The following is a 14,182-nucleotide window of genomic DNA, read 5'->3' as shown; positions in this document are numbered from 1 at the left end:
TAAGTAGTAGTGAGATGCTACTAATACACGCACGATGTGGAAATTATTATTTTCTGCATCGTGTTATTTATTTAAATTGAAATATCACTAACGAAGTGATTTTTGTGACAAATTAAAGAATAATCTTAAAGATGCATTTTAAATATATCTTAAAGGTGTATAATAAAGGTGTATTAAATAATAAACCGGAGTGATAATCATGATTACAGCAAATATGAAAGTATCAGATATCGTTAAACAATTACCTAAAGCTGCGGACATATTCAGAAAAAATCGAATTGACTTTTGTTGCGGAGGTGATATTTCGCTGAGTGAAGCAATACATGAAAAGAGCGCGCCGATTGAAACATTACTTGAAGAAATTAACCAATTAGACAACGAATCAAGTGACGGATTAGGATTAGATGTACAATATTTAGATAACAGAAGTTTGATTAACTATATCCAGAATAAATATCATAAACCGCTCGAAGAAGAGTTCAGAAACTTAATGCCGTACATTACGAAAGTGGCGAAAGTACATGGGGAGCGTCATCCACATTTAATTGAAATGAAGACTTTAGTGATGAAGTTAAGAGATGAACTCATTGAACATACGAAAGACGAAGATGATACTGTATTCCCATTAATTATCGAATACAGTGACAATCCCACAGAAGAGTTGCGCGCTCAGCTAAAACCACATATTGATGAGCTTGAAAGTGAACATGACGGTGCAGGGGGTATGCTTAAACGACTACGTGAAATTACGAATGACTTTACACCGCCATTGGATGCATGTGGTACGTACAGAGTTGTTTATCAACGATTAGCCATGCTTGAACGAGAGACATTCCAGCATGTACACCTTGAGAATAATGTATTATTTGAAAGACTTTAGATTTGGTGCGTGTGCGAGGATGCGTGAGTGTCCGAAAAAGTGACACCCGCACATAAAAATAATGTTGAGTGTCCGAAAAAGTGACACCCGCACATGAAAATAATGTCGAGTGTCCGAAAAAGTGACACCCGCACATAAAAATAATGTTGAGTGTCCCAAAGAGTGACACCCGCACATAAAAATAATGCCGAGTGTCCCAAAGAGTGACACCCGCACATAAAAATAATGTCGAGTGTCCCAAAGAGTGACACCCGCACATAAAAATAATGCCGAGTGTCCCAAAGAGTGACACCCACATATAAAAGTATCCGTGAGTGGCCAATCCTCGGCCATTCATATAATATTCTCCCAATAAAAATACGGAACGTCTACAACGAGACGTTCCGTGTTTTTATTTCACTCTATTCGGGTGATTCATCAGTAATCTGTTAATCATCAATATTTCATAGATGTAATGGCTGCGCATTTGATTATCATCAAATTCTGTCAAATGCTTCACGCTCATCTTAAGCAGACTGAGTGCTTTTCTGTCTGGTGTGTATGTACGATTCTCTCCAAACTGTTTGAACGCATTAACTAAATGATTCAGCGCTTCTTTTTCCTGAACAGTTAACGTAAAATATGTCCCATCCGGTAATAAAATCATTTGATTCACATGAAGCTGAATGAGTCTATTAACATCAAGACGATGTTTCAACTGTGTAATTTCATATTTAATCGCTTTATCTTCATGAAATTGAAGTTCTTCTTTTTGATATTGCAGCAACGTATCGATTTTATTAATCAGTTTATTTGATTCTTCTACAAGTGGGGTAGCACTACTTAGATCAGACAATCCAGAATTAATTTCAGTTGCACGTAAAGATAGCATCTTCATTAGCTTGGACTCCAATGCATCGAGGAGTTGAGCGATTTGTATATGATATTTCGGTGGCATCACAAAGAAGTTAACGATACCCGCTGTCGTTAGACCGATTGTCGTTGTAGCAAGCCTGGAGAAGAAATTAAACGCAAAGTCCTGATGAATGTTTGGTACCATCGCTACAGCCGTAAGACTTGCTACAAGGAGACCGTCATAGAGTTTCAGTTTATAGCATACGAATATGGTTGCGGTTGCAGCGATACTATAGCTTAAAGGTGAATCGCCTAAGAAATATGTACTTGTAACTGCGATGAATGCTCCGAGTATTGATGCAGGAAATCTGACGAATGCCTTTTTCAATGAAGCGCGGGCAGTCGGTTCAATGGAAACGATAGATGTAATAACTGCAAAGATCGCAGGTAAATTTAATAATTGACATATTAATGCAGTCAAAAATGTCGCAAGTCCTGTCTTGATTGTTCTTGCGCCGATTAATTTCTTGAACCAGTTAATTTTCATTGTAATCATTCCAATTGTGTAATAGTTTGAGTCTGTTATAATAAACAGTGATGAATATATGATATTGAATTTATACATTATAATCAATACATATCCTTAAATTAAACTGAAAGAAGAGATTATTATGATCGTAAAATCAAAGCAAGACTTAGAAGGCTTACAAGCAATAGGTAAGATCTGTGCGGAAATCCGTGAAACATTGAAAGCGGCCGCAAAGCCTGGTATGACAACGAAAGAACTTGATAATATCGCAAAGGAATTATTTGAAAAGCATGATGCGAAGAGTGCTCCGATTACTGAATATGACTTCCCGGGATATACTTGTATCAGTGTGAATGAAGAAGTAGCACATGGCATACCAGGGACACGTATTATTAACGAAGGAGATCTTGTGAACGTCGATGTTTCAGGATGTAAAGATGGTTATTATGCGGACACAGGTATTTCATTCGTAGTTGGTGAATCTTCAGAGCCAATGAAACAAAAGGTGATTGATGTTGCAGAGATGGCATTTAATGAGGCGATGAAGAAGATTAAACCAGGAGCGAAGTTAAGTAATATAGGTCGTGCGGTGAATGCCACTGCACGTAAGAATGGTGTAACAGTGATTAAAAACTTAACAGGTCATGGCATTGGTAAGAGCTTGCACGAAGAACCACAGCACATTATGAATTACTATGATCCAATGGATAAAGTACTACTTAAAGAAGGAATGGTACTAGCGGTTGAGCCGTTCATTTCTTCTAAAGCGACAATCGTGACAGACGGTAAGGATGAATGGGCGTTTGAGACGAAAGATAAAAGTTTTGTCGCACAAATCGAACATACAATTGTCGTTACAGCTGAAGGCCCATTGTTTTTAACTAAATTAGAAGACTAGTCCTAAAGTCTGAGAAAAGAATCGTTCCAGAGCCGCTTTTTATGGCTTTGGAACTTTTTTATAATTAGAGTACTAACCGTAGGAGGAAGTACTATGCGAAAGATTAAAATGCATCTCAATAGAACTGTCAAACGATGTATAGAAAATACCTTTTACATACAAATTGCCGCGAGCTATAAGAAGATTTCAGATATTAACTTACTTAAAAGTATGAAGCTGAGTGAAGTTGTTAAGTTATCGTGTGAGAAAATACATGTACAAGAGGAACTTGACGCGCTTGAGTCCGCTGTTTCTAATAAGCTATTACACAATCGCACGCCACTAGTTCAGAGAATTAACGACCTTGATCATGATATTGATGAAATTGAACAATTGCTTGCAAATTTAGAGATTGAAAAGCAAAATATACAGTATGAAATATTATTGTTATCGAACGTAAAACCATAAGGATGTGACGCTTTGAAGCAAATTGTAAATTCTGAAATGTTAATCGCATTCTTCACATTAATACTGCTTTCAAATATTTATTATATCTTCTTCGTAAAAATCGGGATGCTGCTTGTTATCGTAGCAGGTTTGCTCATGATATACTTTAGCACGATGATGAAAGAGAATCTAAGGGGGCTCATCATACTTTGGATTGGCGTTATTATGCTGTTATTCGGCATGTTATCCAATCCATATACTTTAATTGTAATCTTTCTGTTTATCGTTATTGTAGCAATCCGTTATATCATCTATAAGAAACAACCGATGGAAGTTATCCAGACGAAGGATGACAGTATGTCGATTCATAAGCAGTCACTACTAAGCTTTCAATCGACACCTGATAAAGTATACAAGTTTGAAGATATGAACTTACAGCATTTTGTCGGAGATATGGACATCGATCTTACACAAGCTGCTAACTTAAAACAGTCGAATATCATTGTGATTCGCAACGCAATCGGAAAGACGACAATTACAGTACCACATCGTTATCAAGTGAAGGTGGATTACACAACGCTATACGGACAGCTCAACTTTAAAGAGCATTATGTGAAAAAAGCGCGTAACGAACGTGTAGTATACGAAACTGAGAAGTACCCAAATGGCATTGAAATTAAACTATTCGTATCGTCAATTGTAGGAGATCTCGAGGTGCAGTACCGATGAATAATTATACGAAGATGATCGGAACGATGCTCATACTTGTCTATAGTTTAGCGGTTGTGTTCTTTATTCTAGACCGAATATTCGTCAACATCATATACTTTCAAGGAATGCTATATACACAAATTGTCGGTGTACCCGCCTTTTTATTTTTAAATGTAACGGTTATACTTGCATGTATTATTATGGGCTCCATCGTTGCATATCGCCAGAACGAACAACTTATGCGTATTAAAAATGAAATTGAACAAATTGAAGACGGGATTCAAATTAATACCGCAATTAATCAGAATGTGGAAGTCATTGACGTACTGCATGCAATTAATGAAGTAAGCCTATCGATGGCTAATATTAAACGACAGAATCAGCTTGTTACTAACGATGTACATAAGATAAACGAAGAGACAGTGAAACAAATCGTTGAAGAAGAACGGCAGAGGCTCGCACGAGAGTTACACGATTCTGTGAGTCAGCAACTGTTCGCCGCATCTATGATGTTATCTGCCCTAAAAGCAGGCACGCATGAAGAGAAAGTGAAATCGCAGCTCGAATTACTGGATAAAATGTTACGAGAAACACAGCTTGAAATGCGTGCGTTGTTGCTACACTTACGACCAATCGGACTGAGGAACAGAACGCTCGAAGAAGGCATTCAGCAACTACTAAAAGAATTAAAACAGAAGATACCACTACATATCACATCAGATATCGAAGACATACAGCTCGAAAAAGGTGTGGAAGATCATCTGTTTAGGATTGCTCAGGAATCCATTTCTAATACATTAAGGCACGCTGAGGCGACGCAGATTGTTATCGAACTATTCAAAACGGGGAATAAAGTAATACTCAGGTTAAGCGACGATGGCAAAGGGTTCGATATTGAGCGTGTTGACGATTCAAGATACGGACTTAATACGATGAAAGAACGAGCGCTCGAAATTGGCGGCACATTTCAAATTATATCTGCACCACAGTCAGGCACTCGTATTGAAGTGAAAGTGCCATTAGAGGAGGCATAACATGCGCGTAATATTTGTAGACGATCATGAGATGGTCAGAATCGGAATATCAAGTTATTTATCGATGCAAGAAGGCATTGAAATTGTTGGAGAAGCATCAAACGGTAAAGAAGGGATAGAGAAGACGTTAAATCTTAAACCGGACGTTGTACTTATGGATATGGTAATGAATGAGATGGACGGGATTGAGGCGACAGCAAAAATTAAATGTCAAATGCCAAAGGTGAAGGTTGTAATGCTTACGAGCTTTATAGAAGATAAAGAAGTGTATCGAGCGCTAGATGCGGGTGTGGACAGTTACATATTAAAGACGAGCAGCGCTGAAGAAATAAGAGATGCGATTATTAAAACATATCAAGGTGAGTCTGTATTTGAAAAAGAAGTAATGATGAAAATGCGCGCACGTATGAACCAGAAGGCAGAACTACATGATATGTTGACAGAACGCGAGAAAGAGATATTATTACTGATTGCAAAAGGATATTCTAACCAGGAAATTGCAGATGCAAGCCATATTACGATTAAAACGGTGAAGACACATGTGAGCAATATACTGAGTAAACTTGAAGTACAGGATAGAACACAAGCAGTCATCTATGCATTTCAACATGATTTAATAGAATGAAAAAGAGTGAAATGCGGACATCCGCATTTTACTCTTTTCATTGTACATTATCATAACCATTAATCAGTAACTCTACTTCACCTGTAAGCGGTTCGATGACGAGCCCGTGTACCGGTACTGAACGATCGAATAATGGATGATTATAAACCATTTTAACGTTTTCACGTACGTTCTCGTTCACATCATTAAAGCCGCTTAAGAAATGGTCTACGTCGATACCAGAGTGAATAATCGTATCCATCACTTCTTGTTTGATACCGCGATTAATCATGGTTGATTTAACTTTATCAACATCAAGACCACCCATCCCACAATCTTTATGACCCATAATAATAATTTCTTCAGCTCCTAATGCATAAATGCCAACAAGTAAGCTACGCATCGTAGAACCATAAGGGTGTGTAATTGTAGCTCCAGCATTCTTAACGGTTTTCACATCGCCGTTTTTAAGCCCAAGTGCTTTCGTTGATAATTCTTGTAACCTTGTATCCATACATGTTAATAGTACAGCCTTCATGTCTGGCACTTTAGACGTTTCATATTGTGTGTAGTCTTTGTTTTCTACAAACTTTTTATTAAATTCAAGCATGTTTGATAATAAAGTCAACGTTATCCCTCTTTCACTATTATTGATTAGAACTTAGTTTCTTTTCATGAATTATAGCATTAATCTGTGAACCAATAATAATGATAAAACCTGTTAAATATAACCATAACATTAAGACGATGATTCCTCCGATACTACCGTAAGTCTTAGAGTAGTTACCAAAGTTACTTACATAGTATCCAAATAGGAAGCTTGCACCAATCCAGACAATCGTTGCAAACAAAGCACCTGGTATAACAGATTTAAATTGAAGTTTAATATTCGGGGCAATCGCATATAATGTCGTAAATACTATAAACGTAATAATCAGTGGAAGTGCGACTTTAACAAGCGAGAAGATCCATTTAAATTGTGATTCTAGCCCGAACTGACCAAATAAATAATTGCCAATTTGTTCACCGAATACAGGTAATGCTAATGCAACACCAAATACAAGCACCATCACCACTGTAAATAACACACTAAGTAACTTTGATACGATAGGATTACGGGCATCTTCAACTTCATAAGATACATTAAATGCATTCATTAGTGCTGTCATGCCGTTAGATGCTGACCAAAGTGCTGCGATTAAACCGAATGATAGTAATCCACCGTTTGCGTTGTTCATCACATCAGAGATTACATCGGTAATCATATTCGCTGCATCTCCAGGGGCATTCTTTGCAATCATATTCGTGATTGTTTCAGGGGACACTTTAAACAATGGGACTAATGTCAATAGGAAAATCAGCATTGGGAATAAAGACAGTAAGAAGTAATATGCGAGCTGCGCAGATAATCCTGCAGCATCGTCTTTAGCGATTCTAAATAGTAACTTGTTAAAAAAATTACCGTTATGTTTATACTTTGCCGGTTTGTTAATCTTAGAAACGTATAATGTTTCGTCATCTTTCTTAGCTTGCTTTGATTTAAACCTTTGATTGCTTACATACTGCTCATTTTTATTAGATAGTTTATCTTTGTTTTCTACCTCTAAATTATGAGACTCAGGACCTTTTGCAGCCTGAGTCAGAAATTTAGAGGTACTCTTATTGTCCTTTGACATAATTTCACCTCTAAGTATATTAAGTTAACCGTTTGGTCCTGAGATTTTCTTTTGATTTTTCTTTTCGATGAAAGTATCTTTAGCATCTAATATTGCGCGTTCTAGTTCTGGATTGTTACGACGGATTTCATCGATTGTTTCTTTCCAGTATAATAATTCATCTTTTAAATTTGATACTTTGTTTTTTGTAGAACCTTGTGAAGTGATACCGTTTTGTTTCGATTTTGAAACTGAGGTTTTAACAGAGTTACGTGTCTTTCTATCAGCCATTGATACTGCAGCACCGATGACTGCACCAGCGATGACTGCTGGGACTAATTTGTTGTTCATAATATAATCTCCTCTCAAATATAAGAAATGTGCTATCTGCACTTATTAATTATTATATAGCCAAAATGTAGATAGAATAAACAATTAAGAGTAAGTTTTTGAAAATAATTAATTTTAAAGTTAAGAATAGTTTGATAAAATGTTTAGAGAATAAAAAAATTGAAGAGGTGTCCTATGAATAAAGCAGAAATGATCGATGAAATTGTTAAGAAATTAAAGCTCGTAAATATCGGAGTGATCAAGCCAGAATCTATAGATGATAACAAGGTGGATGAGCTGACAGAGATTTATGAGATGGTAAAGAAACGTGATACATTTTCACCGAGCGAAATGTCTGCGCTCACAGATGCACTAGGAAGTTTACGTAAATAAGGGGGATTACAATGTATAAAGAAGAACAATTAAAGCAGTATGCAGCATTACTCGTCAAGGTAGGTATGAACGTTCAACCTGAGCAACGCGTTTATATTCGCGCGACGGTGGACGCGCAAGATTTCGTTCATCTTGTTGTTGAAGCGGCTTATGAAGCGGGTGCCAGCGATGTTAAAGTGAATTATAGTGACGATAAGCTGGCGCAGTTAAACTTCAAGTATCGTAAACAGGAAAGTTTCGAAAGCGTACCACAATATTTAGTGGATGAGCGTATGGATTATGCGAATGACTATGCAGCTCAGCTTGCACTTATTTCATCAAGTCCAGAAAACTTAAAGGATGCCGATCCTAAGAAAGTCTCAGCGAATATGAAAGCATACGGTACTGCTTTTAAAGATTATATGAAGATGATGCAATCAGATCAGTTCAGCTGGACTGTTGCGGCCTATCCATCAATTGCATGGGCGAAGCTTGTATTCCCAGAACTTGATGAAACAGCAGCATTTGAAAAGTTATTAGATGCAATTTTAGATAGCGTACGTATGAATAGCGAGGATCCAGAAGCTGCATGGGCTACGCATAATCATAATCTTCATAGCAAAGCTGATTATTTAAACAATAAGAAGTATGTAGCACTGCGCTATAAAGCACCAGGGACAGACCTTGAAATTGGATTGCCAGAAGGTCATATTTGGTGTGGTGCATCAAGTATTAATAAAGACGGTATAGAGTTCATGGCGAATATGCCAACAGAAGAAGTATTTACTGTACCGCATAAAGATAGAGTAAATGGCTATGTTTCTAGCACTTTGCCACTGAGTTACGGCGGAAATATTATCGATAACTTTAAATTAACGTTTAAGGATGGGCAAGTAGTCGACTTTGAAGCGCAAACGGGTCAAGATATACTAGAAGGACTGCTAAATACAGATGACGCCGCGAAGTATTTAGGAGAAGTCGCGCTGGTACCACATGATTCACCAATCTCTAATTCTAAGATCTTATACTATAACACATTGTTTGATGAGAACGCATCATGTCATTTAGCATTAGGTTCAGCATACCCATTCTGTCTTGAAGGTGGTAAGGAGCTGGATGATGAAGGACTTGAAGCTGCAGGACTGAACAACTCGATTACACACGAAGACTTTATGATTGGCTCAGCACAAATGAACATTTATGGTGTAACATCTGAAGGAAACGAAGAAGAGATTTTCTTAAATGGAAATTGGGCATTTTAATTTAGAGAATTAAATGATAGAATAGGATTACTAATGGGTTAAGAGGAGGATGGACATGTCAGTAGCTATGATGTGGTTTGTACTTATTGCGTTTATCTTCGCAATCTTTGTATTTGGTGGCGTACTAATGATGTTTTTAATTAAAGCTTTTGATTCTAAAGAAGCAGATATCATCGACACACCAGAAGAAGCGTTAGAAAAGAAAGTCTTTGCTGATAACGTTCACTAATAATAATTGAGAGGATACGGATTAAGAATCCGCATCCTCTTTCTTTTTTTTGATATAATATTGTCAACTATATATGATTGGGGAATAAATATGAGCGAACGATCAAAAAAATCAATGAGTGCATCAAGAACTGTGAAAACACAGCAGATCTTCCCATCGGATACGAATCATCATAATACATTGTTTGGTGGAAAGCTGATGGCGATGATTGATGACGTGGCGAGCATTGCAGCAACGAGACATTGTGGAAGATCCGTCGTCACTGCAAGTACAGATTCTGTAGATTTTCTGCAGCCGATAAGACCTGGAGAAATTGTGTCAATGGTTGCACTTGTGACCTATACCGGGACATCTTCATTAGAAGTTTGTGTGAAAATAGTTGCTGAAAATATATTGGAACAAAGAAAGCATCTGGCGGCGATCAGTTTCTTAACGTTTGTTGCATTGGATGAGCATAATCAGCCGGTTATGGTGCCAGAAGTTATAGCTGAGACTGAAGACCAGGTATGGCTGAATGAAACCGGGAAAGAACGTGCAAAAGTACGTAAAGAGCGTCGAAGTAAGAGTAAGGATCTGCATCAGTTTTTCTCGAATAATTTGACGATATAGTATGGAGTGAGTGTCTAAAAAAGTGACACTCGCGTATAAAAATAAGGCTGAGTGTCCAAAAAAGTGACACTCGCGTATAAAAATAAGGCTGGGTGTCCAAAAAAGTGACACTCGCGCATAAAAATAAGGCTGAGCGTCCAAAAAAGTGACACTCGCGCATAAAAATAAGGCTGAGTGTCCAAAAAAGTGACACTCGCGCAGAAATAACATCACGAGTGTCCGCCAAATGGACACTCATCAAAACAAGCTCAACAAAAAATCACGTAAAGCATACTGCTTCACGTGATTTTTTAATTTCTATTGTTCGTGCATGCGTTTTTCGTTTACTTTAAAGTCGACATCTGGATAATACATGTTCTTCACGAGTAGATTCGGACCGAGACATTTCACTTTCGGGCAGTGACAGTTAATCGTCTGATTGAGAGCACTCTGTTTCCACTTATCGTATACATCCTGGAGTGGTGTATCAATAATATTCTCGATTGTGCCTGTTTCATCTCCAAAGTCTGTAACAATCACATCTCCAGTAAATACATTGACATTCAGTCGTGAACGTCCATCTGGATCATTACGAACTGTAACGTTCTTTGCACTATGGACCTCATCTAAAAATGATAAGTCATCTGCATTCATAGAACATGGTAATATCGGTAACGTACCAAATAACATCCATGTATCCTCATCTCTGAATGATAGTAATTGTCTGATTGCAGTTTTCGTTTCTTCTATTGTTAGCACATTCAAATCACTTGCAAAGTCTGATGGATACATCGGATGTACTTCGTGACGCGCACATTTCATATCGTTGACGATTTCCTTATGAATCTTCTCTAGGTGAGGTAACGTGCTTTTATTGAGCATTGTTTCTGCTGAGACAAACATTCCTGCCTCAGATAAGCGTCGTGCGTTCTCTATAATTTGTTCATATAATTTATAGCGTGCTTTAAGTGGTGGTTTCTTATCCATCACGTGAAAACCAACTTCCGCAAATTCATCGATCGTTCCCCAGTTATGAGAAATATGCATCACATCTATTAAATCTATTAGTGGTTCATAACGTTCGTAGTTTATCGTTAAGTTTGAGTTCATCTGTGTATAGATACCACGTGACTTAGCATATTCAAGTATAGGCGTTACCGTTTCTTTAATCGATTTTTTAGAGAACATCGGTTCTCCGCCTGTGATGCTTAATGTTGATAAGTGTTCTACTTCATCTAAACGTTTAAGTATCGTCGTCATATCAATTGTATCTGGATCCTTGAGTTGCAATGTATAACCGACAGCACAATGTGCACAACGCATATTACATAGTGTTGTCGTCGTAAATTCTATATTAGATAACTTCGTCTCACCAAATTTCTCCACTTCCTTGTATGCTTCCCATGGATCATTGTGAATTGAAATTTTATCTTTTAAAGCGATCATAATTTGCCTTCTTTCCATTTATTGTCCGTTTACTATTATGAACGTGTAAGGAGTGTTGTCAATAAATACATTGAAAGTTTAAGAAATCTGTTACATAATGAATACATTCATAGAATAAAAAGGAGCACATTATGACTAAAGATTCTTTAGAAGAAATTAAAGTAAAATTAAATGATTTTATGGAGACGATTGATTCGGTAAATCCTGAAACAACAGACATCCATGATATTGATGAATGGTTAGCGTTGCTTGATCAGTTAGAACAGAAAGTAAAATCAATTAAACATTAAGGAGATTATATATGACAGATATACAAGTAAAAGTCGGTCAGCAGTTTCCTTTAACAATTAAGAGACTCGGTATCAACGGAGAAGGTATTGGTTATTTTAAACGCAAGATTACTTTTGTAAACGGGGCATTGCCTGGAGAAGTCATCGTCGCACAAGTAACAGATATTAACCCGAAATACTTGCAGGCAAAGATGGTTAAGATTCGTGAAAAATCAAATGAACGTGTAAAACCGAAATGTAATGTATTCGATTTATGTGGAGGGTGTCAACTACAGCATCTTTCTTATCGTGGACAGTTAAAGTATAAGAAACAAATTGTTGAAGATGCGCTGACAAAATATGCACCGCACGTGAAGCTCGACAAAATTAAAGATGTTAAAGGTATGCATAATCCTTATACGTATAGAAACAAAAATCAATTCCCTGTAGAAAAGACCGGACGTAAAGTGCGTGCGGGGTTATATAAAGAGCATTCTAATACGTTAATTGATCTGCATGAATGTATCGTGCAGGATAACCGTACAATGCATACGACGAATGAAGTGAAGAAGATTATGAGCGAGCTTAATATCGATGCTTGTAAGAATCCGATGCGCGAAAAAGGTGTGCGCCATATCGTTACCCGTGTGGCACTTGCAACAGGTGAAATTCAAGTTGTGTTCGTCACAAATACAAGACACCTAAAAAAACAAGATTTATTAGCAGAACGTGTGATGCGTCTAGCTGGCGTGAAAAGTGTTGCATTAAACATTAACACGGAGAAAACATCTATTGTTATGGGTGATGAAACAATCGTTATCGCGGGTGAGGAAACAATTCGTGAACAACTACAAGATCATATTTATGACTTATCAGCGGAAAGCTTCTTCCAGCTTAATCCGAGACAGACTGTTGTACTTTATAATGAAGTACGCGATGCAGCAGCACTTACAGGTAAGGAGCATGTAGTAGACGCATTCTGTGGAACAGGTACGATTGGTATATGGCTAGCGGATAATGCAGGTGAAGTACGCGGTATGGATACGAATGAAGATGGTATCGTGAATGCAATATATAATGCTACATTAAATGGTGCAGATAACTGTAAGTTTGAAGTTGGCGATGCATCAGAGAAATTAAATGAATGGATTGAAGAGGGCTTCTATCCAGATGTAATAACAGTGGATCCGCCAAGAACAGGATTATCTGAAGAAACGATTAAATTAATCAATGAAATCAAACCGAAGACATTCGTCTATACGAGCTGTAATCCTTCGACATTGGCGAAAGACTTAGCGCATTTAACGAAAGCATTTCAGGTGGAGTATATTCAGCCAGTAGATATGTTCCCTCAAACAGCGCAAGTGGAAGCGGTAGTGAAGCTTACACGTAAAAGAAAACTAGGGAAATAATAAATACATTCGTAATAATTCAATGTGGATGTTTTATCATTTCAAAGTGGGGTAAACAATACTATAACGATTTTAGGAGGAGTTTATCTTATGAGTAAGAAAATCGCAGTAGTACTAGATAATTTATTTGAAGACGTAGAATATACGAGCCCGGTTGAGGCCCTTAAGAACGAAGGACATGAAATTACTGTAATCGGTAAGGAAACAGGTACTGTAAAAGGTAAATCTGAAGATACAGAAGTTCAAGTCGACAAAGCAATCAGCGATGTAAAACCTGAAGACTTCGATGCGTTACTTATCCCTGGTGGCTTCTCACCTGATATGTTACGTGGAGATGAGCAAGGTCGTTTCGGTGAATTTACGAAACATTTCGTTCAAGCTGAAAAACCTGTATTTGCTATCTGTCATGGACCGCAATTATTAATCGATACAGATTTATTAAAAGGTAAGAAATTAACAAGTTTCTTATCAGTGCGTAAAGACCTCGAAAATGCAGGGGCTACAGTTGTAGATGAATCAGTAGTTGTGGATTCTAATATCGTAACATCTCGTACACCTGATGATTTAGAAGACTTCAATAGAGAATCATTAAATTTACTTAAATAATGACATTATTAAAAGGTATCTCGTTAGAGATGCCTTTTTTGTTACGATTATCAGACCTATTTTACAGTTTTTAATCGAAGATTCACACTCAGGAGAT

General features: G+C 37.3%; 18 protein-coding genes. 13 read left to right on the top strand and 5 right to left on the bottom strand.

What is annotated here, in order from left to right; translation table 11 throughout:
• Positions 1-199 precede the first annotated feature (199 nt).
• Complete coding sequence (gene scdA, locus ACZ2V4_RS04125; protein ID WP_219492992.1) at positions 200-880, top strand: iron-sulfur cluster repair di-iron protein ScdA; 681 nt, start codon at positions 200-202, stop codon at positions 878-880.
• 391 nt (positions 881-1,271) lie between these two features.
• Here the strand turns inward: scdA and ACZ2V4_RS04120 are convergent, their stop codons facing one another.
• Positions 1,272-2,261, bottom strand: coding sequence for an FUSC family protein (locus ACZ2V4_RS04120; RefSeq protein ID WP_413475227.1), 990 nt, complete (start codon positions 2,259-2,261; stop codon positions 1,272-1,274).
• Between the two features lie 124 nt (positions 2,262-2,385).
• Here ACZ2V4_RS04120 and map point away from each other — a divergent pair, with 124 nt between their 5' ends.
• The 5 genes from map (at position 2,386) to ACZ2V4_RS04095 (ending at position 5,937) form a co-directional block, all read left to right on the top strand.
• Entirely contained in the window at positions 2,386-3,141 is a 756-nt protein-coding gene (map, locus tag ACZ2V4_RS04115; RefSeq protein WP_219492990.1) for a type I methionyl aminopeptidase, read from the top strand.
• Between the two features lie 93 nt (positions 3,142-3,234).
• Complete coding sequence (locus ACZ2V4_RS04110; RefSeq protein WP_219492989.1) at positions 3,235-3,588, top strand: hypothetical protein; 354 nt, start codon at positions 3,235-3,237, stop codon at positions 3,586-3,588.
• Positions 3,589-3,600: 12 nt separating this feature from the next.
• A complete protein-coding gene (liaF, locus tag ACZ2V4_RS04105; RefSeq protein ID WP_219492988.1) occupies positions 3,601-4,296 on the top strand; it encodes a cell wall-active antibiotics response protein LiaF in 696 nt (231 codons plus the stop codon).
• Complete coding sequence (locus ACZ2V4_RS04100) at positions 4,293-5,312, top strand: sensor histidine kinase (protein ID WP_219492987.1); 1,020 nt, start codon at positions 4,293-4,295, stop codon at positions 5,310-5,312. The genes liaF and ACZ2V4_RS04100 overlap by 4 nt, the downstream gene beginning before the upstream one ends.
• Before the next feature lies 1 nt (position 5,313).
• Positions 5,314-5,937 carry a response regulator transcription factor gene (locus ACZ2V4_RS04095; RefSeq protein WP_219492986.1) on the top strand — a complete coding sequence of 208 codons (624 nt, stop codon included), beginning with the start codon at positions 5,314-5,316 and terminating at the stop codon, positions 5,935-5,937.
• Between the two features lie 37 nt (positions 5,938-5,974).
• Here the strand turns inward: ACZ2V4_RS04095 and ACZ2V4_RS04090 are convergent, their stop codons facing one another.
• From ACZ2V4_RS04090 to ACZ2V4_RS04080, 3 genes are read right to left on the bottom strand one after another with little or no spacing between them, the layout of a single operon-like run.
• Positions 5,975-6,544, bottom strand: coding sequence for a beta-class carbonic anhydrase (locus ACZ2V4_RS04090; RefSeq protein ID WP_219492985.1), 570 nt, complete (start codon positions 6,542-6,544; stop codon positions 5,975-5,977).
• A 19-nt stretch (positions 6,545-6,563) separates the two neighbouring features.
• On the bottom strand, positions 6,564-7,592 hold the full coding sequence (locus ACZ2V4_RS04085; RefSeq protein ID WP_490514526.1) for a YihY/virulence factor BrkB family protein: 1,029 nt from the start codon (positions 7,590-7,592) through the stop codon (positions 6,564-6,566).
• A 24-nt stretch (positions 7,593-7,616) separates the two neighbouring features.
• On the bottom strand, positions 7,617-7,922 hold the full coding sequence (locus ACZ2V4_RS04080) for a YtxH domain-containing protein (RefSeq protein WP_219492982.1): 306 nt from the start codon (positions 7,920-7,922) through the stop codon (positions 7,617-7,619).
• A gap of 174 nt (positions 7,923-8,096) precedes the next feature.
• On the opposite strand from ACZ2V4_RS04080, the gene ACZ2V4_RS04075 reads away from it, so the two are divergent.
• From ACZ2V4_RS04075 to ACZ2V4_RS04060, 4 genes are all read left to right on the top strand, one after another.
• The gene (locus ACZ2V4_RS04075; RefSeq protein WP_133445801.1) at positions 8,097-8,294 is read left to right on the top strand and encodes a DUF1128 domain-containing protein; all 198 of its coding nucleotides are present in this window, start codon (positions 8,097-8,099) and stop codon (positions 8,292-8,294) included.
• A gap of 11 nt (positions 8,295-8,305) precedes the next feature.
• Positions 8,306-9,535: an aminopeptidase gene (locus ACZ2V4_RS04070; protein ID WP_219492981.1), complete on the top strand. Its 1,230-nt coding sequence runs from the start codon at positions 8,306-8,308 to the stop codon at positions 9,533-9,535.
• Between the two features lie 55 nt (positions 9,536-9,590).
• Positions 9,591-9,764, top strand: a complete 174-nt coding sequence (locus ACZ2V4_RS04065; protein WP_170134823.1) for a hypothetical protein — start codon at positions 9,591-9,593, stop codon at positions 9,762-9,764.
• Between the two features lie 90 nt (positions 9,765-9,854).
• The gene (locus ACZ2V4_RS04060) at positions 9,855-10,373 is read left to right on the top strand and encodes an acyl-CoA thioesterase (RefSeq protein ID WP_211321858.1); all 519 of its coding nucleotides are present in this window, start codon (positions 9,855-9,857) and stop codon (positions 10,371-10,373) included.
• 297 nt (positions 10,374-10,670) lie between these two features.
• On the opposite strand, the gene yfkAB is transcribed toward ACZ2V4_RS04060, so the two are convergent.
• Positions 10,671-11,798, bottom strand: a complete 1,128-nt coding sequence (gene yfkAB, locus ACZ2V4_RS04055) for a radical SAM/CxCxxxxC motif protein YfkAB (RefSeq protein WP_490514525.1) — start codon at positions 11,796-11,798, stop codon at positions 10,671-10,673.
• A gap of 131 nt (positions 11,799-11,929) precedes the next feature.
• On the opposite strand from yfkAB, the gene ACZ2V4_RS04050 reads away from it, so the two are divergent.
• The 3 genes from ACZ2V4_RS04050 (at position 11,930) to ACZ2V4_RS04040 (ending at position 14,085) form a co-directional block, all read left to right on the top strand.
• Positions 11,930-12,088, top strand: coding sequence for an SE1561 family protein (locus ACZ2V4_RS04050; RefSeq protein WP_157819712.1), 159 nt, complete (start codon positions 11,930-11,932; stop codon positions 12,086-12,088).
• A gap of 11 nt (positions 12,089-12,099) precedes the next feature.
• Positions 12,100-13,479, top strand: a complete 1,380-nt coding sequence (gene rlmD, locus ACZ2V4_RS04045; protein ID WP_490514524.1) for a 23S rRNA (uracil(1939)-C(5))-methyltransferase RlmD — start codon at positions 12,100-12,102, stop codon at positions 13,477-13,479.
• A 90-nt stretch (positions 13,480-13,569) separates the two neighbouring features.
• On the top strand, positions 13,570-14,085 hold the full coding sequence (locus ACZ2V4_RS04040) for a type 1 glutamine amidotransferase domain-containing protein (protein WP_283722580.1): 516 nt from the start codon (positions 13,570-13,572) through the stop codon (positions 14,083-14,085).
• Positions 14,086-14,182: the final 97 nt, after the last annotated feature.

The organism is Macrococcus sp. CoH-51_TC_04 (assembly GCF_058188655.1).
Note: the sequence above shows the minus strand (reverse complement) of the source record. Positions and strands in the feature narration are given on the sequence as shown.